Origin of the sequence: Zobellella sp. DQSA1, from assembly GCF_041950555.1 — a bacterium.
Classification (GTDB): Bacteria; Pseudomonadota; Gammaproteobacteria; order Enterobacterales; family Aeromonadaceae; genus Oceanimonas.
Map to the genome: position 1 here is coordinate 3,082,803 of NZ_CP169531.1, position 23,883 is coordinate 3,106,685.

General features: G+C 58.7%; 16 protein-coding genes. 9 read left to right on the forward strand and 7 right to left on the reverse strand.

What is annotated here, in order from left to right; genetic code table 11:
- Window positions 1–581 precede the first annotated feature (581 nt).
- The 8 genes from ACEVBK_RS14825 (at window position 582) to ACEVBK_RS14860 (ending at window position 13,103) form a co-directional block, all read left to right on the forward strand.
- Complete coding sequence (locus ACEVBK_RS14825) at window positions 582–1,793, forward strand: FkbM family methyltransferase (RefSeq protein WP_375055685.1); 1,212 nt, start codon at window positions 582–584, stop codon at window positions 1,791–1,793.
- Window positions 1,790–4,594 carry a glycosyltransferase gene (locus tag ACEVBK_RS14830; protein WP_375055686.1) on the forward strand — a complete coding sequence of 935 codons (2,805 nt, stop codon included), beginning with the start codon at window positions 1,790–1,792 and terminating at the stop codon, window positions 4,592–4,594. Before ACEVBK_RS14825 ends, ACEVBK_RS14830 begins: the two co-directional genes overlap by 4 nt.
- Before the next feature lie 160 nt (window positions 4,595–4,754).
- Window positions 4,755–6,197 (forward strand): methyltransferase domain-containing protein, encoded by a 1,443-nt coding sequence (locus ACEVBK_RS14835; protein ID WP_375055687.1) that lies wholly within the window; start codon window positions 4,755–4,757, stop codon window positions 6,195–6,197.
- An 81-nt stretch (window positions 6,198–6,278) separates the two neighbouring features.
- Window positions 6,279–8,423: a glycosyltransferase gene (locus ACEVBK_RS14840; protein WP_375055688.1), complete on the forward strand. Its 2,145-nt coding sequence runs from the start codon at window positions 6,279–6,281 to the stop codon at window positions 8,421–8,423.
- On the forward strand, window positions 8,420–9,499 hold the full coding sequence (locus tag ACEVBK_RS14845; protein WP_375055689.1) for a hypothetical protein: 1,080 nt from the start codon (window positions 8,420–8,422) through the stop codon (window positions 9,497–9,499). Before ACEVBK_RS14840 ends, ACEVBK_RS14845 begins: the two co-directional genes overlap by 4 nt.
- Window positions 9,486–10,043, forward strand: a complete 558-nt coding sequence (locus tag ACEVBK_RS14850; RefSeq protein WP_375055690.1) for a hypothetical protein — start codon at window positions 9,486–9,488, stop codon at window positions 10,041–10,043. Before ACEVBK_RS14845 ends, ACEVBK_RS14850 begins: the two co-directional genes overlap by 14 nt.
- A 29-nt stretch (window positions 10,044–10,072) precedes the next feature.
- A complete protein-coding gene (galU, locus tag ACEVBK_RS14855; protein WP_375055691.1) occupies window positions 10,073–10,987 on the forward strand; it encodes a UTP--glucose-1-phosphate uridylyltransferase GalU in 915 nt (304 codons plus the stop codon).
- 4 nt (window positions 10,988–10,991) lie between these two features.
- Window positions 10,992–13,103 carry a capsular polysaccharide biosynthesis protein gene (locus ACEVBK_RS14860; protein WP_375055692.1) on the forward strand — a complete coding sequence of 704 codons (2,112 nt, stop codon included), beginning with the start codon at window positions 10,992–10,994 and terminating at the stop codon, window positions 13,101–13,103.
- Window positions 13,104–13,209: 106 nt separating this feature from the next.
- Here the strand turns inward: ACEVBK_RS14860 and ACEVBK_RS14865 are convergent, their stop codons facing one another.
- The 6 genes from ACEVBK_RS14865 to ACEVBK_RS14890 form a co-directional block, all read right to left on the reverse strand.
- Complete coding sequence (locus ACEVBK_RS14865) at window positions 13,210–14,856, reverse strand: electron transfer flavoprotein-ubiquinone oxidoreductase (RefSeq protein ID WP_375055693.1); 1,647 nt, start codon at window positions 14,854–14,856, stop codon at window positions 13,210–13,212.
- A gap of 52 nt (window positions 14,857–14,908) precedes the next feature.
- Window positions 14,909–16,252, reverse strand: a complete 1,344-nt coding sequence (locus tag ACEVBK_RS14870; RefSeq protein ID WP_375055694.1) for a YjiH family protein — start codon at window positions 16,250–16,252, stop codon at window positions 14,909–14,911.
- A 119-nt stretch (window positions 16,253–16,371) separates the two neighbouring features.
- Window positions 16,372–17,304, reverse strand: a complete 933-nt coding sequence (locus tag ACEVBK_RS14875; protein ID WP_375055695.1) for an electron transfer flavoprotein subunit alpha/FixB family protein — start codon at window positions 17,302–17,304, stop codon at window positions 16,372–16,374.
- Window positions 17,304–18,053, reverse strand: coding sequence for an electron transfer flavoprotein subunit beta/FixA family protein (locus ACEVBK_RS14880; protein ID WP_375055696.1), 750 nt, complete (start codon window positions 18,051–18,053; stop codon window positions 17,304–17,306). The genes ACEVBK_RS14875 and ACEVBK_RS14880 overlap by 1 nt, the downstream gene beginning before the upstream one ends.
- Window positions 18,054–18,065: 12 nt before the next feature.
- The gene (locus ACEVBK_RS14885) at window positions 18,066–19,205 is read right to left on the reverse strand and encodes an acyl-CoA dehydrogenase family protein (RefSeq protein ID WP_375055697.1); all 1,140 of its coding nucleotides are present in this window, start codon (window positions 19,203–19,205) and stop codon (window positions 18,066–18,068) included.
- A gap of 113 nt (window positions 19,206–19,318) precedes the next feature.
- A complete protein-coding gene (locus ACEVBK_RS14890) occupies window positions 19,319–20,464 on the reverse strand; it encodes a CaiB/BaiF CoA transferase family protein (RefSeq protein WP_375055698.1) in 1,146 nt (381 codons plus the stop codon).
- A 105-nt stretch (window positions 20,465–20,569) separates the two neighbouring features.
- Between ACEVBK_RS14890 and ACEVBK_RS14895 the strand changes: the two genes are divergently transcribed.
- Complete coding sequence (locus tag ACEVBK_RS14895) at window positions 20,570–21,475, forward strand: LysR family transcriptional regulator (RefSeq protein WP_375055699.1); 906 nt, start codon at window positions 20,570–20,572, stop codon at window positions 21,473–21,475.
- A 157-nt stretch (window positions 21,476–21,632) separates the two neighbouring features.
- On the opposite strand, the gene fusA is transcribed toward ACEVBK_RS14895, so the two are convergent.
- On the reverse strand, window positions 21,633–23,726 hold the full coding sequence (gene fusA, locus ACEVBK_RS14900) for an elongation factor G (protein ID WP_375055700.1): 2,094 nt from the start codon (window positions 23,724–23,726) through the stop codon (window positions 21,633–21,635).
- Between the last annotated feature and the right edge of the window lie 157 nt (window positions 23,727–23,883).

Below are 23,883 nucleotides of genomic sequence, written 5' to 3' on the forward strand. Positions count from 1 at the left end.
AACATAAAGTGTTGATATTATCGATCTCAAGTACGATCTAGATGCAGTCGGGTTAATAACACAAAATTTTATATTTTAACTTCCCTCACCAACTAAACACTAATCAAACACTAAACAGCTGTTCCAAATAGCAGGTAAGTCAAGACATCGAACGGGTACCGCTAAGCAGATTCTCTGCGTCTTGCACCGTTGTTATCGCCGCAGCTGAGTTGCCAGTGACAAGCTGCAACGTGGTGATAACGTGACCATCAGCGCGGCGGAATCCCTAGGGGTGCGCTTGCTCGTCATAGCGAGCAGTTTCGGCCTGTTCGAACATCCGTTGAATGTTCACGCTGAAACGGAAAATGTCATAGCCTCACGTGTGTCTGCAGCGAAGTCCGGTCGATGTAGCACTATTATTTAGATTAAAATTTAAATCACGGCACCATTAAAAATTATCGTTCACAAATAAAAAGACCATTATAAAATCATACAAACAACAAACAAGCTTACCCAGAAAAAACCTAAAAACAGCACTATACCACAACATCGAACCGATGTGATATAATACAGTAACAACATCATCATTAAAGAAGCGAAGAATGAATAATCAGGGTACAACACAAGAATTTATCAGGGACGTCACACCATTCTTCTATCGACAGAACATCAACTATGTGGATGTGGGTGCCCATAAAGGAAACGTATTCAGAGAGTTTGTCGGCTCTGCCCTTATTATTGGCGAGGCTCATTTGTTTGAGCCCAACCCTACATCTTTCACAATACTTCAGGATGAGGCCAGCAAAGCTTTCAAACGACGCTCTCTCAACCTCCATAATCAGGCTGTTGGTAACACTCACAATACCGTACGGATGCAGGCAGCAGACACTATGACCAAAGTCATAGATAAAAAAATAACGTCTGACAGTGCAGCAATCACCAATACAAACAGTTTTGATGTAAAGTGCACTACGCTGGATACCATTGCAAACAACTTCACCGACCGTCATATTTCTCTGCTTAAAATAGATGTAGAAGGTTTTGAGGTACAAGTACTGGAAGGCGCGCATCAGTTCTTAACTGACCAGCGAGTGGACGTTATTTATATCGAAGCCGGAGCCAATCCGCAAGGTACTCAGCAAACCTATTACCGCTTAATCGATGACATTATGCTTAAGCATGGTTACCGATTATTTCGTATTTATGAGCAGAAGCACGAATGGATGGAAGACTCACCCTTTCTCCGCCGTATGAACCTTGCTTATTTCAGTAGTAGTTTTGCAGCGCGTCATCCCTATAAACTAACCCATGAACTTTATGCGGAAGCAATAAAACATAAAGGGGCTTCATCCACTTCTCCTTCGGCTGCTAAAAAGTCAGAAGGTAACGATTCGGAACAGCTCAAAAAGCTGCAGAAATCCCTCAATGATTTGCAAGAGCAGCATAAGCAGACTATTGCCCTGGCAGAAGAGCTGGCCAAAGAACTGGATAAATCCCAAAATCAGGTGCAGCAGTTGGGCTCCACCAAAAAGCAGCTAGAGCAGCTCAACCTGGATTATCAGGCACAAAGCAGCGAGCAGAAAAAGCTGGCTGAAGAGCTGGAGAAAGCCAAAAAGCAGGCCCAACAGCTCGGCTCTACCAAAAAGCAGCTGGAACAACTCAAGCAGGATTATCAGGCTCAGTTAAACGAAGTGGAACAACTCAAGGCCCAGCAAGTGGCAGACAAGGCCCGGCTGGAAGAACGCGCCAGCTTCTTTGAACAGGTTTACAAAGAAGCCAGGCAAGAGTTGCGCAAACTCAGGTCCGGCGATTGAGCAGCACATTGCACACCACCATGCCGGATTATTTCGACCCGCAATGGTACCTTGCCACCTACCCCGATGTCGCCGCGGCCGGGGTAGAGCCCCTGGCACATTACCTTAACCATGGCCAGGCCGAGGGGCGCTTGCCCTGCCGGCTGGTCAGCCGGGAATGGGAAGATGCTCTCTGGGCCCGGTCCGCTCCTGATGCGGAGCAGCAACTGCAAACGCTGCTCAAGCAACTGCCGGTAGCTCATCCCAACCGGCTTTACGCCGCCTGGGCGCTGGCCCGCTGGGTGGCCAGCCATGGCCACTGGCAAGAGGCGGCCGGTTACATGGCGCTGTATAATGCCGCCCCCAGCGCCTGGCCGTTGCTGCCCCATATGGGCCCAGCCCTGCTTACCTTTACCGCCTTGCGGGAATGCGGGCAAACAGCCGCCGCCGATGAATGGCTGAACACCGTCGAATCACTGCACGGACAAAGGCCGGACTTTCTGCTGGCGCAGGCCTCATTGAGCAACCCCCTGCCGCTATTAAACACCCTGTTTACCCAGGCAGGGCTCTGTGCCATTGGCAGCCTTGCCCCCCAGGTAACGCTGGACAGCCTCACCGCCAAGCGGGGGCTTTTCACCTGGTTGCCGGCCCTGCGCCGCGGCCCCAAGGTGTCGGTGATTATGCCGCTGTTCAATGCCAGGAGCTCACTGGCCACGGCCTTGCGCAGCCTGCGCCAGCAAAGCTGGAAGAACCTGGAGATCATCCTGGTTGACGATGCCTCAACCGATGGCTCCTACGCCCTGGCCCGGCAGTTGGCCAAAAAGGATAGCCGCATCCGCCTGCTGCGCCACGCCAGCAACCAGGGGGCCTACGCCGCCCGCAATACCGGTCTGGCCCAGGCAACCGGCGACTTGATTACCACGCACGATGCCGATGACTGGTCTCACCCGCAAAAACTCGAACGGCAGTTAACCGCCCTGCGGGAAAATCCGGATGCCAGTGCCTCGGTGTCCCACTGGGTGCGGTGCAGTCCCGCGCTTGGTTTTACCCGCTGGCGAATGGAAGACAGCTGGATTTACCGCAATGTTTCTTCGCTGATGTTTCGCCGCGAGGTGGTTGAACGGCTCGGTTATTGGGACAGGGTCAGCGTAAATGCCGACACCGAATATTACTACCGTATAAAACGCGCCTTTGGCGAGCAGGTCATTGTGGAAGTGCTGCCCGGCATTCCCCTGGCCTTTGGCCGGCACGACCCCGCTTCGCTCACCCAGGCCGGCCCCACACACGCCCGAACTCAGTATGCCGGTGTGCGCAAGGATTATCATGGCGCGGCCCTGGCCTGGCACCAGGGAGTGGCCGATGTGGCCGAACTGTATTTGCCGGCCCGGCCGCACTGGCGCCCCTTCCCCGCTCCGGCCGCCATTTGCAGGCAAGAAGATACCGCCCCTCTGCAACAGCAGATGCAAAGCTCCGGCCTGCTGGATAACGACTGGTACCTGGCCCATTACCCGGACGTAGCCCAGGCCGGCATGGCGCCGGCACAGCACTACCTGCACCATGGCGCGGCGGAAGGGCGGGATCCCGGACCGGGCTTTTCCACCAGTGGCTATCGCCTGGCCTACCCGGGGGTAGGTTTTTATCAGTGCCCGCTTATTCATTACCTGGAGCAGGGCAAGGCCAAAGGCTATTCGCCCTTGCCCAGCCTGCCGGGCCGGCAACCCTTAACAGCAGGCAAAAATGTGCTGGTGGTGGCCCATGCCGTATCCGCTACACCTTTTGGCGCGGAACGCAGCCTGCTCGACCTGCTCGATGGCCTGGCTGCCGTTGGCATTAATGCCCTGGTTGCCGTGCCCAATGCCGGTAATGCCGACTACATTGCCCGGTTGCAGGCGCGCAGTGCCCGGGTATTGGTGCTGCCCTATCACTGGTGGCACAGCCAACGCCCCTTGTGCGCCCAAACCCGGGAGCATTTCGCCAACATTATCAGGCAGCACCGCATATCGGTGGTACATGCCAACACCATAGTGTTGGCCGAGCCCTTGCTGGCCGCCAGGGATTGCCGGGTAACGGCCCTGGTTCATGCCCGGGAATTGCCGGCCGCCGACGAGGCACTGTGCCAAACCCTGGGGGCAACAGCAGAGAACATTCGCCGCCAGGTGCTGGCTTGGGCCACGGGCATTGTGTCCAACTCCCATGTGGTTGCCGGCTACTTCAACTTGCCGGGCAAAACCTGGGTGGTGCCCAACACGCTCGATATGCAGCAATACGATATGGCTAATACCTTGCCGGAAGATGGCACCATACGCATTGGCATGATCAGCAGCAATCACCCCAAAAAGGGGCTGGAAGACCTTATCGCCGTAGCTTCATTGCTGCATAAGCAAAAGGTGGCGGTCCGGTTTGTGGTAATAGGGCCGGAAAACGACTGGGTGGCCCGGTGGCGGGATAAGGCCCCCGCCAACGTGGAGTTTGTCGGCTACCTCAGTAATGCCGTAGAAGCCATGGGCCAAATAAATATTCTGCTTAGCCTGTCGCAGTTTCAGGAGTCGTTCGGGCGCACCCTGCTGGAAGCCATGGCCGCCCGGCGCCCGGTGGTGTGTTACAACTGGGGGGCCGCGCCGGAGCTGGTAATCCATGAGCATACCGGGCTGCTCGCCCCCTATAAGGATATTGAAGGAATAAGCCGGCATTTGGCGATGTTGTGCAGTAACCCCGAGCTGTTACTTAAGCTCGGTGAAAATGGTCGCCGGCGGGCATTGGAGCATTTTGATCATAGGGCCTACCGTAGTGCCCTTGCAAAGGTGTACGAGGCGGTAGGATAACGCGGTTAAAACCGCGCCTACCCCCTGTTTTGCAGACGCGATTTCAATCGCGTGGCGGGCAACGCCGGTGCCGCATGATTGGCATGCATCGTGCGGTTAAAACCGCGCCTGCGGCACTCTTGGAAATGCTTAACAAGAAATTTCACGTTCTGGATTAATAATGCATTTGATGTCTTCAACGGAATTTAACCCGGCTCTTTTTGATGAGCTAAAGAGCCTGCGCCTGCCCTCTGTTAACGGCAAGCGTTTTATCAACATTGGTTGTGGAGAAGGTTTTTTCTGTGGCTATGCCCTGTTCGATGGTGCCCTGGAGTCCATTGGTGTCGATGAATCGGAAGCCACCGTTCAGCAGGCAAAGGTAAACTTTCCCTCCGGCAAGTTTATCTCCGGCCAGTCTCTGCCGGAAGGAGAGGCTCGGTACGATGTTATTCTCTATTCGGCCAACATTCACGAGGCTGAAGATCAGCAGGAACGCATCACTTCCCTAGTTTCATCCCTCAATGATGACGGCCTGCTGGTCATCAAGTTCAATATTTATCCTTCCAAAAAAAACGAGTGGATAAAAAAGGAAAAAAATGGCAGGGTGGCATTGTTCCCCAGCAAGAAAAAATTCTCGGAAATGCTCAGCAGCCATGCCTGGAAGATTATCGGCTACGGCATTGATCAACCCGAGAAGAAAAGAAATTGCGTTATTGTCCACATCAGGAAGATGAAGCCTTTCTCTTATTTAATGCTGGCAACCCCTGCCTCGGGAAAAACCACCATAAGCAGGGCCCTGTTCGAAAAGGCCGGCATTCCCGTTGTGTCCGGCGATCGCACCTACTACCAGATCTACCGCGGTAAAATACCCGCCCCCTCCGCCTTGCAAGAGCTGGTGCAGAAAAATTACTCGGCAACCGGAATAGACAAAGTAACGCAACTTGTTTTTTCCCATGGCCTGGAGCAGGAGCTGGTCGATATTTGGTGCAGCCAGCACGGCTACTGCGACTTTGCCATCGACTCCTATGTACCGGAAGACTACCACCAGCGAATAGCCGAGCTGTTAGGCCAAAAGGGGTATGTTCCCGTTCAGCTGAACTGGGATATGAACAAGAGCATGCCATCGGGTACGGAAACCGAGAAAAAGGCAAGTGCATACCAAAGGTTTGTTTCCTCGCAACAGCATGAAGAGGTTGAAGTTTTTGTAGAGAGAGCGATACTCCCGGAAAGCTTGGAAAAAAACCTGCGCTGGCATCTGGATCACCCATACGATGGCAAGCTTGTTACCCAAAACCTTCCCCTCAAGCTCTCGGGCTGGGTTTGCTCGGTTGAGCCACAGCAAAATATTACTCATTGCTTTATCAGGGCTTTCGGCAACAGCCAGAGATACCCTCTCAATACCGCCAGAGAGGATGTGGTGGATGTGCTAAAGACAGAACTTGGCATACAACCACCTTCACTTTGCGGTTTTCACTGCATTGTGGAATACGGCACCTTGGCAGCCGGCTTTGAATTTGGTTTTATAGTGAGAGATCAAGAAGTGAAAATAGCCAATATAAAACCAAAAGCGGGGAAAACTTCGCTTCTAAAAAGTGTAAAAGAAAAAATCAAAGCGAAATGGTAATGGAAGTGCCATACCCAGCGCGCCTCATCATGAAGAGCCAAGATGGTCAAAAATAGCGAAATAACACTAGATATCATCCCTTTGCAGAACCTTGCCTCGAGCGAACAAGGAAAATGGAATGTCACGGGAACCCCGGCCTATTTTGAACTGTTGCACCCTCAGCAATCCTGGCCCAGTGGCTGGGTATTGCTGCGCGGCAAGCTCAATCGCCAGGGCGAAGACGTTACCTCCAGGCTGCATATTATCTCCGGTTCAAATCAGGATGCCCAGCCCCTGGCCCGGTTGCCGGTAACCCGTAAAAATACCTTGCTGGAACTGGTTTACCTGCCGGCCGATGTAAAACGTGTTTTACTGGAGCCCATCAGCTCTACAGGCTCGGTTGCCACCGAGCAATTCAATGTGAAGGCGGTTAACCGCAGGGAGCTGTTCTACCTTATTTGGCGCCGGGTTCTCCCCATGCTGAGAACGGTTCCCAGGCAACGGCGGCGCAAGGTATCCCTCAGCCTGCCCACCCTGCTGCGCGACCCTGTTTATGCCTACCAGCAGGCTAAAATATTCCGTGAACACCATACTCCAACAACCAATTACCACAACTGGTTTGAACGCTTTGTCCGGTTGGATGAGCATGATAAAAAACAAATCAAAAAGCACATTCAGAAATTCAGACGGCCGCCCGTTTTCCACCTGGTTATAACCGCAACCAGTGTTGAACCAATTCTGTTGAAAGAAACCCTGAAGTCTGTTGCCGCCCAGTTGTTCAGGGGCGTTACCCTATGGTTGAGTCTACCCGCCGAACTGCACGCAGAGGCGGAACACCTGAACCTGGCCGGAGTCAGGCTGTGCGAACATATGCCAGAGGTGGATGAAAGCAACGCCTGGTTGCTGTTTCTTACTCCTGGCGCCCGCTTGCCGGAGCAGGCACTGTACTGGTTTGCGGCGGAAATTCTTGCCCGCCCCACGGCGGGGCTGCTGTATGGGGATCACGACTACATCACCCTGGCCGGGGATCATATAGAGCCCGAGTTCAAGCCGGACTGGTCCCAGGAGCTGTTGCGCTCCATCAACTACATCAACTATGGCGCCGTGGTTTCCGCCGCGCTGGCTGCACGGCTGCGCCAGGGTAGCCGGCTGGACGCCCCCGGCTACCATGGCCTGCTGCTGGCTGCCAGCGAGCAGCTGGAGGATGAGCAGATCGTTCATATTCCGGCCGTGCTTGCGCACCTGCCCCTTGCCATCAAGTCGGCAGCGGCAGGCACCGAGGCTCCGGTACTGGAGCACATCCGCCGCCAGCACATTGCCGCCGATGTAAGCCTGACGCCCAGGGGCCACTACCGGGTGCGCTATCACCTTCCGCATACGCCTCCCAAGGTCAGCATCATGGTGCCTACCCGCGATGCGCTCGGGCACCTGAAACCCTGCATAACCAGCATTCTGAACAAGACCACCTATCCCGATTACGAAGTACTGGTGCTGGACAACCAAAGTGAAAAACCGGAAACCCACGCCTATTTTGCCGAATTGCGCCAGGATCCCCGCGTAAGGGTTATTGAATACAACAAGCCCTTCAACTACTCCAGCATCAACAACTTTGCGGCCAGGCAGGCCACCGGTTCGGTACTTTGCCTGCTGAATAACGACACCGAAGTCATCACCCCAGACTGGCTGGAAGAAATGGTTGGCCAACTGGTACAAAAAGGGGTGGGTGCGGTAGGCGCCAAGCTGCTCTACAGTGATGGCAGGGTACAGCATGCAGGAGATACCTTCGGCCCGGGCGGCTGTGCCCATCACCTGCATTCACTGCTGGATGGCGATGATCCCGGCTACTGCAACCGGGCCGTTCTAACCCAGGAGCTGTCTGCCGTTACCGCCGCTTGTCTGGTCACCCATGCCAGGGTTTTCCACTCTTTGGGCGGCCTTAATGAGAAGCAACTGGTGGTTGCCTTCAATGATGTGGATTATTGCCTCAGGGTGCGGGAAGCCGGCCACAAGGTCATTTTTACCCCTCATGCCCAACTGTTCCACCATGAGTCGGTATCCCGTGGTAAAGACGATACGCCAGAAAAGCAGCAGCGCGCGGAAAGGGAAGTCGCTTACATGCGCCGCCGCTGGCAGCACCTGCTGCATCATGATCCTTATTACAATCCCAATCTCAATTACAGTGGCTTGCCCGACTTCACCCTGAACCGGGATCCTCTGGTACAACGCCCCTGGGAAAAACAAGCATGATGGCCCAAAAACAACCGGATATGCCATCTGTTGTTTTCGTAAGCTGCTCCCGCAAGGGAAAATCCTATTATCAGGATGCCTCGGCCAGATACCGCTGCCTTTTTCCTGCCGAGGCGCTCTCTTCGCTGGGCTGGCGGGCGGATGTTGTACATATTTCGCAGACCCTTTCTCTGCGGTTGCGTGACTATCAAATTATGGTGATCCACCGCCCCACCAGTAGCCTGCAACTGCGCCACCTGCTGTGGCGGGCAAAGCGGGAAGGCCTGGCGGTAATGGCCGATATAGACGACTTGCTGTTTTGCCCCGAAGCGGTTGAAAGCCTGCCCGCTGTATGCAACGGCACCATGAGCAGGCTGGCGGCGCTGAAACGCATAGGCTCCTACCATGATGCCTTGTCGCGTTTCAGCCACCTCAGCTTTTCAACCCAGGCTCTGGTGCGCGAAGCCTCGCATGTTTTCAGCGCCGATCTTAACTGGGTACCCAATACGGTGCCGCCCCGCTGGTACCAGCCCTGGCCGCCGTTGCCACTGCCGTTGAGTCAACAGCGGATTATGCGTTATCTGCCGGGTTCGGGTAACCATGACCATGATTTTGCCCTAATCAATGAAGTGCTTTCCCAGGTAATGCTTGAAAGCCCCGGTTTAAAGCTGGAAGTATTTGGCCCCATTCGCCCTAACTTTGGCTCCTTGCCTAAAAACAGGGTCAGTTTCCATAAAGCCGTGCCCTACGAGGCCCTGCCCATGATTATGAGAAACAGCTGGGTAACGCTGGCCCCTTTGGTTAAAAACCGCTTTAACCAGTGTAAATCCGGGCTCAAATTCTGGGAGTCCGCCTTGCTGGGCGTTCCCGTTATCGCCACGCCAATGGAAGACATTACCCGCTTCAATTGTGCGGGCCTTAAACTGGCCACCTCACCGGATGAGTGGTACCGGGCGTTGCATGCCTATTCGGTTGATTCCGATTGGCAGACGGCGCAAACAGAGGGGTTTAATAGTGCACTGGACCAAGCCACCAGTTATACCGGTGGTCCTGTTTGGCAATCGTTATTGCTGCGAGTCTTGCATGAAACTCAATAAATCAGGCTTGAATTTTGTTTTCCACTATTCCGGTAGCCCTCTGTTACCCAATGAACAGGTACGCTGGCAGCTGACGCAAATACTCTGCACCGAGCTGCTTGGCCCTTATTGGGCACAAGAACTGTTGCAGCCGGCCAGGCAAAGCAACTGTACCTGGAAACAAAGTACCCCCCTCACCGCCGAGCACCTGAAATCCTTGCGGGTAACACCGCTTAACCCGGCCCCGCCACACTGGCACGGCATTGCCTGGCTGCTGAATCATCCGGGCGCCAACGAGCTGGTTGCCTGGAAGTGGTGGTTACACCATTTCCCCCGACAATGGCTGTCACACAAGGAGGTAAAACCCAAAACATCACTGGCCCTGGACTCTTTGGTGATGGCATACTACGGCGCCATTACAATGCCTGGCATTGCGGACTTTAAGCCAAAACCCCAAAGAGCCGGCACACGTAAGTTAAAAAAACTGTTGCGTGAACCGCGCCGTTTTTTTGGCGACTCACGTCATTCGTGGTTCCGCTATTTGGCAACAAAAAAAATAAATTAATCTTTACACAATGAGACAAGGATAAAAACATGAAAGCGATTATTCCCGTAGCAGGTCTTGGTACCCGTATGCTGCCGGCCACCAAGGCAATTCCCAAAGAAATGCTGCCTATTGTAGACAAGCCGCTTATTCAGTATGTGGTGAACGAGGCCATTTCCGCCGGTGTAACCGAGATTGTGCTGGTAACACACTCAAGTAAAAACTCTATTGAAAACCACTTCGATACCAGTTTTGAGCTGGAAGCCACCCTGGAGAAACGGGTAAAACGTCAGCTGCTGGAAGAAGTTCGTGCCATTTGCCCCGAACATATCACTATCATGCACGTCCGCCAGGGTGTGGCCAAGGGTCTGGGGCATGCCATTCTGTGCGCCCGTCCCATTCTGGGCGACACGCCTTTTGTTGTGCTGCTGCCCGATGTGCTCATTGATGATGCCGCGTCCGATTTGCACAAAGACAACCTGGCTCAGATGCTGGCCCGCTTCAACGAAAGCAAGGTCAGCCAGATCATGGTTGAGCCCGTTGCCCAGAACCAGGTAGACCAATACGGCATTGCCGATTGCATGGGTCATGAGGTAGCCGTTGGCCAGAGCAAGCCGATGACCGGCATTGTGGAAAAGCCCAAGGTTGACGAGGCGCCCTCCAACCTGGCGGTGGTTGGCCGTTACGTGCTCAGCGAAGCCATCTGGCCCCTGCTGGCCAAAACACCTCCCGGAGCGGGCGAAGAAATTCAGCTCACCGACGCCATCGCCGAACTGATGAAACTAGAGCAGGTGGAAGCCTATAGCATCGTGGGCAAGAGCCACGACTGTGGCAGCAAGCTCGGCTATATGCAGGCCAATGTAGAATACGCATTGCGCCACCCCAGCATTGGCCAGGCCTTTAGCAACTTCCTGGCCCAACACACCAGCGAAAACATCGTTGAACTGAAAAAGGCCAGCAACTGATCCGATGTTGCTGACCACATCCCGGGGTATCTGGCGCCAGCGCCAGATACTCAATACGTTTTTCGCACCCCACACTCTCACTCGGCGGCCCAATGGGCCGCTGAGTGCCGTTGTGGGCTGGGGAATGAAACCCAATACCGAACAGGCTCGCCTGCTTGCCCGCCAAAAGGCGCTGCCCTTCTGGCAGCTGGAAGACGGCCTTGTTGGCTATATCGGCCACCCCGCCAGTGGCGCGGTGCGGCTTTCACTTATAGTGGATGCAACCGGCATCTACTACGATGCCACCCGCCCCAGCGCCCTCGAACAAATGATCTCCCGGCTCGACTGGTGGAACGACAGCTGGCAGCAACGGGCCACCAGCCTGCGGGAACATATCGTCAGCCAGGGGATCACCAAGTACAACTGCTATCCGAACAATCAACTGCCTTTCGAGATCGCCCGCAAGCTCGATAACGCCAGGCCGAAGGTCTTGCTGATCGACCAGACCAGGGGAGATCAATCCGTTCGCCTTGGGCTCGCTTCGGAACGCAGCTTTCAAAACATGCTGGCGGCAGCACGGGCAGAAAATCCTCAAGCCCAGCTGGTTGTGCGCACCCATCCGGATGTGTTGCTGGGTAAAAAACAGGGTTATCTCACCGGGTTAGGCAAGGATCCGGATATTCTGCTGTTGGCCGAGCCGGTCAATCCCTTCGCACTGATGGCTGCGGTAGACAAGGTGTATACGGTTACTTCCCAACTGGGCTTCGAGGCCTTGCTGGCCGGCAAACCGGTGGTTTGTTTCGGAGTTCCTTTCTATGCCGGCTGGGGAGTAACGGACGACAGGGTGCCCATGGCCCGCAGGGGGAAAACGCGCTCTGTGGCCCAACTATTGGCGGCGGCCTATCTGCGCTATTGCCGTTATGTGGACCCCATTACCGGTGAAAGCTGCGAACTGGAGGACTTGCTGGATCTGATTTTGGTTCAACGCCCTCAGTTGCATCCGCCCCAAACCCTCTATGCCATGGGGTTTTCGCTGTGGAAGCGCAGCTTCGTGCGCATATTTGCGCTTCGCCATGCCCAACAGGTGATCTTTGTTAAGGATCCCGCCCACCTCGCCCGGCATCTGCCACCGGCGGATATGGATTCCCGCCTTCGCGGGAATGACGAACAGGGCGGGAATGACGACGTCGATGGTCATGGCGGCACCAAAGCGGTGCTGGTTTGGGGCCGCAAGTTCGAGCAGGAACTGGCCCGGAGCACACTGCCAGTATGGCGGATGGAAGACGGCTTTTTGCGCTCCGTGGGCCTGGGTTCGGATCTGCGCCGCCCGGGTTCCCTGGTAATCGATAACAGGGGCATGTATTACGATCCCCGCACACCCAGTGCCATCGAGCATTACCTTGCCAGCCACGATTTCAACCACCATGAACTGGCGCTGGGCAGCCAACTCGTTACCCACTTCAGGGAGCAGGCACTCAGCAAATACAATGTGGGAACCTCGGCCAAACTCAACTGGCGCGGTGAGGCCGGAAGCAGGAACATTATCCTGGTGCCCGGCCAGGTGGACGACGACGCCTCAATCCAGTTGGGCAGTCCTTTTGTTAAAGGCAATGCCGCCCTGCTGCAGTTGGTGCGGGAGGCACACCCGGATGCCTTTATCGTGTTTAAACCGCATCCGGATGTGGTAAGCGGCAATCGCCAGGGCCAGGTGCCGGCGGATGTGCTGGCCCGCTGTGCCGATGTGGTGGAAACCCAGGCCGGCATAGTGGCCTGCCTGGACGAATGCGACGCCGTGCATACCCTGACTTCTCTCACCGGGCTGGAAGCCCTGATCCGCGGCAAACCGGTCAGGGTATGGGGTCAGCCGTTTTACGCCGGCTGGGGCCTTACAGAAGATCAATACCCGGTAAACCGCCGGGGCCGCCCCCTCCCCCTGGCGGCTTTGGTATACGCCACCTATGCCTGGTACCCCACCTATGTGGATTACCCCACCGGCCTCTACAGCACCCCGCTGCGCATGGCCTGGCGACTGGCCGAAGAACGCAACAACCACAGGCCGCCAGCCAGCCCAATGCTATGCTGGCTACACCGGCGCGGACGTAAATTGCGTTTTTTGTGGGAGGCATTAAAGGGGTAGCGAATTTATTCGCGGGAACCCGGCGCACGAGCCCAGCCCGGCGCCGTTCGCCGCGCACGAATCAATTCATGCCCCCACCTCTCCGGCGCGGTGTCCTCAACTTCGGCTACATATTGGGGTAATTGGGCCCGCCACCTCCTTCCGGCACTACCCAGCGGATATTTTGGGACGGATCCTTGATATCGCAGGTTTTGCAGTGCACACAATTCTGGGCGTTAATCTGCAATCCGGCCCCCGCTGCTTGCGCCACCACCTCATACACACCCGCAGGGCAGTAACGCTGGGCCGGCTCCGCCCAACGCGGCAGGTTCTGCGCCACCGGAATGGCCGCATCCTGCAGCTGCAGATGACAGGGCTGATCTTCTTCGTGGTTGGTGTTGGACAAAAACACCGAGGACGGCTTGTCGAAGCTGAGCTTGCCATCCGGCTTGGGATAAGTGATAGGCAGGCAGCTCGCCGCCTCCTTCAGCCCTTCATGGTCCGGTCGGCGATCGTGCAGGGTCAGGGGCAGGCGACCGCCGAACAGCTTCTGCTCCAGGCTGTTGAAGCCGCCCCCCAACCAGGGGCCGAAACGATGCAGCGCCGGGCCGAAGTTGCGGCTGCGATACAGCTCATCGTACAACCAGGAAGCCCGAAAACGCGCCTTGAAGGTAGTAGGCTCCCGCCCATCCTGGCCATGGAGCAATGCTTCAAACACCGCTTCCGCCGCCAGCAGGCCGGACTTCATGGCGGTGTGGGTGCCCTTGATACGGGCCGGATTCAGGGTACCGGCGTCGCAGCCGAGCAGCAGGCCGCCGGGCATCGTCATCTTGGGCAGTGAGTTGAAGCCGCCCTTGGCAATGGCCCGGGCGCCATAGGCCACCCGCTTGCCTCCCTCCAGGTACTGGCGGAACAGCGGATGCTGCTTCATGCGCTGAAATTCGTCGAAAGGGCTCAGCCAGGGGTTGGTATAGTTGAGATCGACCACCAGCCCCACCACTACCTGGTTGTTCTCGGCGTGATAGAGAAAGCTGCCGCCGCCGGTGTCGCCCGCCAGCGGCCAGCCGGTGCCGTGCATCACCAGTCCCGGCCGGTGCCTGGCCGGAGCGATGTCCCACAACTCCTTGATGCCGATGCCGTAATGCTGGGGATCCGCCTTGTCATCCAGCCGGAAGCGGGCGATCAGCTCCTTGCCCAGGTGACCGCGGCAGCCCTCGGCAAAGAGGGTATAGCGCGCATGCAATTCCATACCCGGCATATAGCCGCTTCCGGGCTTGTTATCCCGGCCGACGCCCATGTCGCCGGTGGCAATACCCTTGACCGCACCGTCATCGTGGTAGAGCACTTCGCTCGCGGCAAAGCCCGGGTAAATCTCCACCCCCAGGGCTTCGGCCTGTTCGGCCAGCCAGCGGCACAGCTTGCCCAGGCTGGCCACATAGCAGCCTTTGTTATGCAGGCTGGGGGGCGCCAGCCAGCCAGGGATACGGCGGGCCGCGCCGCCATGCTGCAACCAGTAAAGCTCGTCTTCCACCACCGGGGTGGTCAGCGGGGCACCGCGCTCGGCCCAGTCCGGGAAGAGCTCGGCCAGGGCTCTGGGATCGACCACCGCGCCGGAGAGGATATGGGCCCCCACCTCAGAGCCCTTTTCCACCACACAGAGGCTCAGCTCCCGGCCGGCTTCGCGCGCCTGCTGCATCAACCGGCAGGCCGCCGCCAGCCCGGCGGGGCCGGCGCCGACGATGACCACATCGAATTCCATGGTTTCTCTGTTCATTTATATTCCCCCGTCAAAACGGCAGGAGCGGCTGTCCGCCCCTGCCCCAGGCTCAGAAAATCAGGTGTGCCGCCAGCGCCACCAGGGGGATGGCCAGCAGGGTCCGGATGAGAAAGATCAGTACCAGATCCTTTACCGACAGCGGAATGTCCGACTCCAGCATGGCGTTGGCGCTTTCGGTGAAGAAGATGATCTGGATGGTGGACAGGGTGCAGACGAAGAACACGCTCATCGGCGCCACTTCGCTCCCGGCGATGATGATGGCGGGCAGGGCTATTTCGGCGATGGACAGCAATATGGTGGGCGCTATCTTGTCCGCGTCGGGCAGCTGCAGCAGTCTGAGCAAGGGTTCGAACACCACCCCCAGGTACTCGAACAACGGCGTGTAGGTGCCTATCACCAGGGCGATGGTGGCGATCGACAGAATATAGGCCACTATCTTCTGGGCGAAGGTTGCCGCCTCCCACAGGTAACGGCCGAACACTTCGGGGCCGGTGGTGGCTGCCCGCTCGGCGGCGGCCTGGCAGGCGCGCAGCAGGATGGAGCCCTGCGGTTTGCCGCCGGCTTTGTCTTGCCGGGCCGCGCGGCCGTCGAAGTAGCTGTCCGGCTTGCGGCTCAGCGGCGGCAGCCGGGTGACCACGGCGGCCAGCAGAAAGTTGATGATAAAGGACGAGACGATCATGTGGGGCAGGTATTCCATGATGCCGCCGATGGACGCCAGCAGGGCGAAGAAGCCCAGGCTGCAGATGCTGAAGTTGGTGGTGATACTGGCCGCTTCCCGCTGGGTATAGTGGCCGCTGCGGTACAGCTTGTTGGTAATGAAAATCCCCACCGCCGGCGCGGCAACGAAAGAAGCCACCGCGTCCACCGCCGACCGGCCGGGCAGGCGGTAGAGCGGGCGCATCAGCGGCTCCATCAGGGTGCCCACGAATTCGAGAAAACCGAACTCGGTGAGAAACAGCACCAGGAAGCCGGCCACCACCACCGTCAGGAACACGCTGCCCCCGAGATAAAGCGCCAGCCCGCCCACGTCCTTGTGCAGGAACCAGTCGGGCCCAACCCGGAACACCAGCAAGGCCGCAAATACCGCCCCCAGCAGAAACAGCAGGCCGACCAGGGCATTGTCCTTTTGGTGGTACCGCTTCAGGGCGGCATTGCCGGTCAGCCGGGCGGCCACCCAGGTCAGGCAGAGCAACAGGGTCAGCGCCAGGGTCAGGTACTGGAGGCTGTCGCCCAGCGCGCCCTTGATGGCCCCGATCAGGCTCACCAGGGGAATAGTGGCCTTGTCGCCCCCTAGCGACAAGGGAATAAAGAAAATCAACAATCCGATCAAACTGCCCAACAGCGCCTTGACAGCGCCTCCGCGTCTTCCTTGCATTACCTCGACGTTATTCATCCTTCTTCTCCGTTGACAGGCTAGTGCTGGACCCGCCCAGGCGGGTCATTCCCTCGACAGGGCGCCACCGGTAGCGGCGCCCCTCCATTCCTTCGTTACTGCCGTTCTCGCCCCTGTGCTCAGGGCAGCTGCGCCGTGAGCCGGGGCAGCGCCTCGAACAGATCCGCCACCAGGCCGTAGTCGGCGATACGGAAGATGGGCGCGTCTTCGTCCTTGTTGATGGCCACGATGACCCGGGATTCCTTCATACCGGCCAGGTGCTGGATGGCGCCGGAAATGCCCACGGCGATATAAAGCTCCGGCGCCACTATCTTGCCGGTCTGGCCCACCTGGCGATCGTTGGCGACAAAGCCGGCATCCACGGCGGCGCGGGAAGCGCCTATCGCCGCGCCCAGCTTGTCGGCCAGGGCCTCGATCAGCGCGAAGTGTTCGGCCTTGCCCAGGCCGCGCCCGCCGGACACCACCACCCGGGCATCGCCCAGCTCGGGGCGTTCCGACACCGACAACTGCTCAGCGACAAAACGAGATAATCCGGTGTCATGTACCGAACTCACCTCTTCTATCAGTGCACTGCCACCCGCGCCGGCCACCGCCGCAAAGGCGCTGGTGCGCACGGTGAGCACCTTGATCGGATCGAGGGAGCGTACGGTGGCAATGGCATTGCCGGCATAGATGGGCCGGCGAAAGGTATCGGCGCTTTCCACCGAGATGATATCGGACAGCTGGCCCACGCCGAGCAGGGCGGCCACCCGCGGCAACAGGTTCTTGCCGCCGGTGCTGGCCGGCGCCAGTATATGGCTGCAGTCCCGGCCCAGCTCCGCCACCAGCGGCGCCAGGTTTTCGGCCAGTTGATGGGCGTAGGCGGCATGGTCGGCCAGCCACACCCTGGCCACCCCCTCCACCCGGGCAGCGGCCTCGGCCACGGCCCGGCAGCCCTGGCCCGCCACCAGCACTATGAGTTCCCCGCCCAGCTGGCGGGCGGCGGCCACCGTGTTCAGGGTAGCGGCCTTGAGGATATGGTTGTCGTGTTCCGCAACGATCAGGATAGTCATCAGATCACCTTCGCTTCGTGTTTCAGTTTGTCGACCAGCTCTTCCACCGAGCCCACCATGACCCCGCCCTGGCGATCCGCCGGTGGCGTGACCTGGAGCAGCTCGCTGTGGGCCCGCAAGCTCACCCCCAGTTCCTCCGGGGTACACGGATCCAGCGGCTTTTTCTTGGCCTTCATGATGCTGGGCAGGGAGGCATAGCGCGGCTCGTTCAGTCGCAGGTCCGTGGTTACCACCGCCGGCAGCCGCAACGCCAGGGTTTGCAGGCCGCCATCCACTTCACGGGTAACCAGTGCTTCCTGCCCTGTTATCTTCACCGCCGAGGCGAAAGTGCCCTGGCCCATACCGGTAAGCGCGGCCAGCATCTGCCCGGTCTGGTTGTGATCGGCATCGATACCCTGCTTGCCGAGGATCACCAGCCCCGGCTGCTCCCGCTCCACCAGCCGTGCCAGCAACAGGGCCACCGACAGCGGCTCGGGCTGTTGCCCGGTGTGCACGTGAATGCCGCGATCGGCGCCCAGGGCCAGGGCGGCGCGGATCTGCTCCTGCACCTCCTGGGGGCCGACCGACACCACCACCACCTCGGAGGCGGCGCCCGCCTCCTTCAGCCGCACCGCCTCTTCCACCGCAATTTCGCAGAAGGGGTTGAGCGCCATCTTGACGTTGGCCAGGTCCACGTCTTTCTGATCCGCCCTGACCCTTACCCTGACGTTGTAATCGATGACCCTTTTCACCGTAACCAGTATCTTCATCGCTGTTGCTCCTCAGTCGTTCAGCAGGGTGCGCGCTATGATGTTGCGCTGCACTTCGGACGAGCCTTCGTAGATGCGCATGATGCGCACGTCCCGCACATAGCGTTCGAGCGGCATTTCCCGGGTATAGCCGTAGCCACCGTGGATCTGCAGCGCTCCGTCGGTAATGCGGCCGGCGGCTTCCGAGGCGTAGAGCTTGGCCATGGCCGACTCCTGGGAAAAACGTTCCCCCCGCTCGCGCTTGGTGGCCGCCCGCAGGCCGAACATCCGTGCCGCCTCCAGTTCGGTGGCCATGTCGGCCAGCATCCACTGCAGCCCCTGGAACTCGGCGATGGGGTGATCGTTAACCTCGCGAGTCTTGGCCCAGTGCAGGGCCGCTTCGAGGGCGGCGCCGGCAATGCCGGTGCAACTGGCGGCAATTTCCACCCGGCCGTTGTCCAGTACCTGCATGGCGGTGCGAAAGCCCCTGCCCTCTTCGCCGCCCAGCAGGCGGTCGGCCGGCACCTCGCAATCCAGCGCCACCTCGAACACATGCCCGCCCCTGAGGCCCATGGTGCGCTCGGGCGAACTCACCTCAACCCCGGCCGCGTGGCGATCGACGACAAAGGCACTGATGCCCCGGTGGCCGGCGCTCTTGTCGGTTTTCGCATAAACCACCAAAAAGTCCGCCTCGGCGGCGTTGGAGATAAAGTGTTTCACTCCCCGCAGCCGGTAGCCCGAGCCGGTTTTTTCCGCCAGGGTGCGCATCGCCGCCGGGTTGGAGCCGGCGTTGGGCTCGGTCAGGGCGAAGGCCCCCAGCAGCTCACCGCTGGCCGCCCCCGGCAGCCAGCGCTGGCGCTGCGCCTCGGTCCCGCCGAGCAGGATGGAGTCGGTCGCCAGAAAATGGGCGGTCACCATGGAGGCCGTTGAACCACAGGCCGCCGCCAGTTGCTCCACCGCCAGATACAGCGCCACCGCCGACACTCCGGTGCCGCCGCAGTGCTCCGGCAGGTTCATGCCCATGATGCCGATGTCGGACAACGCCGCCCGGTGACGGGCAGCCGAATGGCCGCCTTCATCTATTTCCGCCGCCGCCGGCGCTATCACCTCCCGGCAAAAGCGCTGCATGGCGTCGGCCAGCATCCGATCGTCTTCGGTAATGGTGATGTTCATGGTGATCCTCTCCTTGGGTTGTCGGTATGCCGTTGCGCCCGGAAGGCAGGGTGCAACGGGGCCCACCGGCCGCGCCGGTGTGGCGTAATGGAAGTGGGAATGGGCCGGCAGGCTTAGGGGTGGAACAACTCGGCGTTGTGCTCACCCAAAACGGGGGCCGTTACCGGCGCCGGAGAAGCCCAGGCGCTGGCCCGCACCGGCTGAGTCATCATGGGGATCTCGCCCAGGCGCGGATGCTGCTGGGTACGCAGTAGCCGGCGTTCGCCCTGTTGGGCCCGGGCCAGCACCTCGCCCATTTCCAGCACCGGCGAGGCGGGAATGGCGGCCGCCGCCAGGCTGGCGATGGCAGACTCCACGCTGTGGCCGGACAGCCAGCTTTCGATAAGGTCGCGCAACGCCGGCTCGTGGCGGGTGCGGGCCTCGTCGGATCCAAAGCGGACGTCCTGCGCCAGCTCGGGCCGGCCCATGACGGCGCACAGCGCGGCAAACTGGCGGTTATTGAGCACCGCGATGATGACCCGACCATCGCCGGCGTTGAAGGAGCCGAAGGGCGTGGACAAGGGATGACGGTTGCCGACCCGCCCGGGCGCCTCGCCGCCGAACATCCATTGGGCCACCGGGGTCGGCATCAGCGAAAACAGGCAGTCGAGCATGGCAATATCCAGGTGAACCCCCTCGCCGCTGCGCTGGCGATCGAACAGGGCGGCCAGTATGGCCCAGGAGGCGTAGAGCCCGGCGGCCAGATCGGCGATGGACTCGCCCACCTTGGTCGGCGCGCCGTCGGGCTCGCCGGTGATGGACATGATGCCGGACATGGCCTGCACCACCAGATCGTAGGCCGGCAGGCCGCTCAATTCGCCCTGCTGACCGAAGCCGGAAATGCTGGCATAAATGATGTCGGGGTTGATGGCCTTGATGACCGCAAAGCCCACCCCCAGCCGCTCGGCCACCCCCGGTTTGAAGTTTTCCACCAGGACGTCGGCCTCGCGTACCAGCTCCAGCAAACGGGCCAGGTGGTCGGGATTTTTCAGATCCGCCACCACCCCTTTCTTGTTGCGGTTCATCAGGGTGAACAGGGCGCTTTCTCCCTGCTCAAAGGGGCCCACATGGCGATATTCGTCACCGCCCGGCGGCTCTACCTTAATGACTTCGGCCCCCAGATCCGCCAACAGGGCGGTGCAGAAGGGACCGGACAGGACCCGGGTGAGATCGACGATTTTAATCCCGGCCAGGGGCTGACGCTGGTACTGCTGTTCCATGGTATAGGCCTCAGAGTGGTGATTCAGTCTTGACTCTGAGTTTGTCAGCGGGTGAATATTGTGTAAAATATTAGTTACAAATATTCAATATAGATTTTTATAGTAGTGATAACCCTGCATCAACTCAAGGTGTTCGTAGCGGTGGCCGAAAGCGGCGGCACCGCCGCCGCCGCCCGCAATTTGCACCTGTCTCAGCCGTCGGTATCGCTGATCGTGCGCAACCTGGAGGCCGAGTTGGAAGCCGAGCTGTTTATCCGCAACCCGCCACGGGGGCTGGCCATCACCCCCTTCGGCCGCGGCAAGCTGGAAGAAGCCCGGACCTTGCTGTCCCGCGCCGAGATGTTCGCCGAGCCGCAGGATGCCGGCAACCAGCTACGCGGCCAGATCAGCATCGGCTATTTCAGCTCTCTGGGTCCGCCCTATGTGCCCGGCCTGTTGCGCCGCCTGCGGGAAACGCTGCCCGGTGTGGAGGTACAACTGCGCGAGGGGGATCTCGGCTCCATCAGCCGCATGCTGGATACCGGCCAGGTAGAACTGGCGCTGACTTATGACCTGGGCATGACCGAGCGCCCCCGGGTACAGCTGCTCAAGGAATGCCAGTTCTACGCTGCCCTACCCCCGGAGCATCCGCTGGCCCGGCTGCAGGCCGTGTCGCTGGAGGCCCTGGCCATGGAAGAACTGATCCAGATCGACTTGCCGCACAGCCGGGAGTTTCTGATGTCGCCGTTCTGGCAATATCAGCTGGAGCCCCATATTGCCTACCGTACCACCTCGCTGGAAATGGTACGCGGCATGGTGGCACAGGGCTTGGGTGTCGCCTTGCTGATCACCCGTCCACGGTCGGAACAGACCCAGGACGGCGCCCGGCTGGTGTGCCGCCCCATCGCCAACAAGCTGCCGTCGCAGCGGCTGGTAATGGCCCACTCCCATCATTTTTCCCCTACCCCGGTGGCCGAGGCGGTGATGGCGGAGATACAGCGGATGTTTGCGGAAGAATCGGCAGCACCCTAGATACAAAACCGTCCAGGAGGCCAACCCCGGCGCCGTTCGCCGTGCACGAATAAATTCGTGCCTACGATTTCCCCCATACCGCGGGGGCGCGGCGCAGGCATAAAAAAACCGCTGCCGGAGCAGCGGTTTTTGTTGAATGCAGAGGCTTAAGCCGGCATTACTTCTTGGCTTCGGCGGCCTTGCGCTCTTTAACCTGAGCGACCACTTTTTCAGCTACGTTGGCCGGGCAAGCGGTGTAGTGCGAGAACTCCATGGAGAACTGGCCACGACCGGAAGTCATGGTACGCAGGGAGCCGATGTAACCGAACATTTCGGACAGGGGTACCTCGGCCTTGATGCGCACACCGGTTACGCCGGCGTTTTGATCCTTGATCATGCCGCGGCGACGGTTCAGGTCACCGATAACGTCACCCACGTTGTCTTCCGGGCTGAACACGTCAACTTTCATCACCGGCTCAAGCAGTTGCGGCTTGGCTTTGGCGATGGACTGGCGGAAGGCGCCCTTGGCGGCGATTTCGAACGCGATGGCCGAGGAGTCAACCGCGTGGTAGGCACCGTCGGTCAGTTCGAACTCAACGTCCAGCACCGGGAAGCCGGCGATGGTACCGGTGTTCATCATGCTGCCGAAACCTTTCTCGACCGCAGGCCAGAATTCCTTGGGTACGTTACCGCCAACCACGGAAGACTTGAACACGAAACCGGTGTTCGGCTCGCCAGGACGGATGATGTAGTCGATCTTACCGTACTGACCGGAACCACCAGACTGCTTCTTGTGGGTGTAGCTGTCTTCCACTTCGGCGGTGATGGTTTCGCGGTAGGCCACCTGCGGCTCACCCACGATCAGCTCAACGCCGTAGGTACGCTTGAGGATGTCGACCTTGATGTCCAGGTGCAGTTCGCCCATGCCTTTCAGGATGGTTTCACCGGAATCGACGTCGGTTTCTACACGGAAAGAGGGATCTTCGGCAATCATCTTGCCGATAGCGATACCCATTTTCTCGGAGCCGCCTTTATCTTTTGGCGCTACGGCGATGGAGATGACCGGCTCGGGGAACACCATGGCTTCCAGGGTGCAGGGGTGCTTGACATCACACAGGGTGTGACCGGTCTGCACGTTCTTCATACCAACGATGGCGATGATGTCACCGGCCTGGGCCGATTCCAGTTCGTTACGTTCGTTAGCCTGCATCTCAACCATGCGGCCAACCCGCTCGGTTTTACCGGTGGCGCTGTTGAGGATGGTGTCGCCTTTCTTCAGGCGGCCGGAGTAAAGACGTACGAAGGTCAGGGCGCCGAAACGGTCGTCCATGATCTTGAACGCCAGGGCTTTCAGCGGGGCCTCGGGGTCAACGATGGCGTGTTCGCCGGTTTCGTTGCCTTCTTCGTCGGTCAGCGGCTGCGGGTCGACTTCGGTCGGGCTCGGCAGGTAATCAACAACGGCGTCCAGTACCAGCTGCATGCCCTTGTTCTTGAACGCGGAGCCACAGTAGGTCGGGAACAGGGCCATGGTGCGGGTACCCTTGCGGATGCAACGCTTGATGTCCTCGATGGAGGGCTCTTCACCTTCCATGTAGGCTTCCATCAGGTCGTCGTCCTGCTCAACGGCGCTTTCGATCAGTTTTTCACGGTATTCATCTACCAGGTCAACCATGTCGGCCGGAACGTCTTCGATAACGAAGTTTTCAGCCTGTCCGGTTTCGTCCCAGATGTAGGCTTTGCGGGTCAGCAGGTCAACAACACCCTTGAACTCGTCTTCGACACCGATGGGCAGCACCATCACTACCGGGTTGGCCGCCAGCACGTCGCGGGTTTGCTGAACCACACGCAGGAAGTCGGCACCGATACGGTCCAGCTTGTTGACGAAGATGATACGGGCAACTTCAGATTCGTTGGCATAGCGCCAGTTGGTTTCTGACTGGGGTTCAACACCGCCGGAACCACAGAATACGCCGATACCGCCATCCAGCACTTTCAGGGAGCGGTAAACTTCAACGGTGAAGTCAACGTGTCCAGGGGTGTCGATAACGTTGAAGCGGTGGTCTTTCCAGAAGCAGCTGACGGCCGCGGACTGGATGGTAATGCCGCGCTCGGCTTCCTGTTCCATGAAGTCGGTGGTGGACTCACCATCATGCACTTCACCAACCTTATGGATCCTACCGGTCAGCTTGAGGATACGTTCGGTGGTCGTGGTTTTGCCCGCGTCAACGTGAGCAAAGATACCAATGTTTCTGTATTTGGATAATTCGGACATGATGCAACTTTATATGGTTGATTGAAGAAGTAGACGGAGCATGTGAAGAATACCGACACACCGCACATCAGTTTTTCGAGGCGCACATTATGCAGTAGAACCCTGGCGCGCGCAAATGGCCAGAATGCAGAAACGGGCATTTTTCGAACAATATCCG

Bases quoted from the DNA above. Each gene is read 5' to 3' on its own strand.
- ACEVBK_RS14825 (WP_375055685.1), top strand. From the start codon at position 582: ATGAATAATCAGGGTACAACACAAGAATTTATCAGGGACGTCACACCA.
- ACEVBK_RS14835 (WP_375055687.1), top strand. From the start codon at position 4,755: ATGCATTTGATGTCTTCAACGGAATTTAACCCGGCTCTTTTTGATGAG.
- ACEVBK_RS14845 (WP_375055689.1), top strand. From the start codon at position 8,420: ATGATGGCCCAAAAACAACCGGATATGCCATCTGTTGTTTTCGTAAGC.
- ACEVBK_RS14850 (WP_375055690.1), top strand. From the start codon at position 9,486: ATGAAACTCAATAAATCAGGCTTGAATTTTGTTTTCCACTATTCCGGT.
- galU (WP_375055691.1), top strand. From the start codon at position 10,073: ATGAAAGCGATTATTCCCGTAGCAGGTCTTGGTACCCGTATGCTGCCG.
- ACEVBK_RS14860 (WP_375055692.1), top strand. From the start codon at position 10,992: ATGTTGCTGACCACATCCCGGGGTATCTGGCGCCAGCGCCAGATACTC.
- ACEVBK_RS14865 (WP_375055693.1), bottom strand. From the start codon at position 14,856: ATGAACAGAGAAACCATGGAATTCGATGTGGTCATCGTCGGCGCCGGC.
- ACEVBK_RS14870 (WP_375055694.1), bottom strand. From the start codon at position 16,252: ATGAATAACGTCGAGGTAATGCAAGGAAGACGCGGAGGCGCTGTCAAG.
- ACEVBK_RS14875 (WP_375055695.1), bottom strand. From the start codon at position 17,304: ATGACTATCCTGATCGTTGCGGAACACGACAACCATATCCTCAAGGCC.
- ACEVBK_RS14880 (WP_375055696.1), bottom strand. From the start codon at position 18,053: ATGAAGATACTGGTTACGGTGAAAAGGGTCATCGATTACAACGTCAGG.
- ACEVBK_RS14885 (WP_375055697.1), bottom strand. From the start codon at position 19,205: ATGAACATCACCATTACCGAAGACGATCGGATGCTGGCCGACGCCATG.
- ACEVBK_RS14890 (WP_375055698.1), bottom strand. From the start codon at position 20,464: ATGGAACAGCAGTACCAGCGTCAGCCCCTGGCCGGGATTAAAATCGTC.
- fusA (WP_375055700.1), bottom strand. From the start codon at position 23,726: ATGTCCGAATTATCCAAATACAGAAACATTGGTATCTTTGCTCACGTT.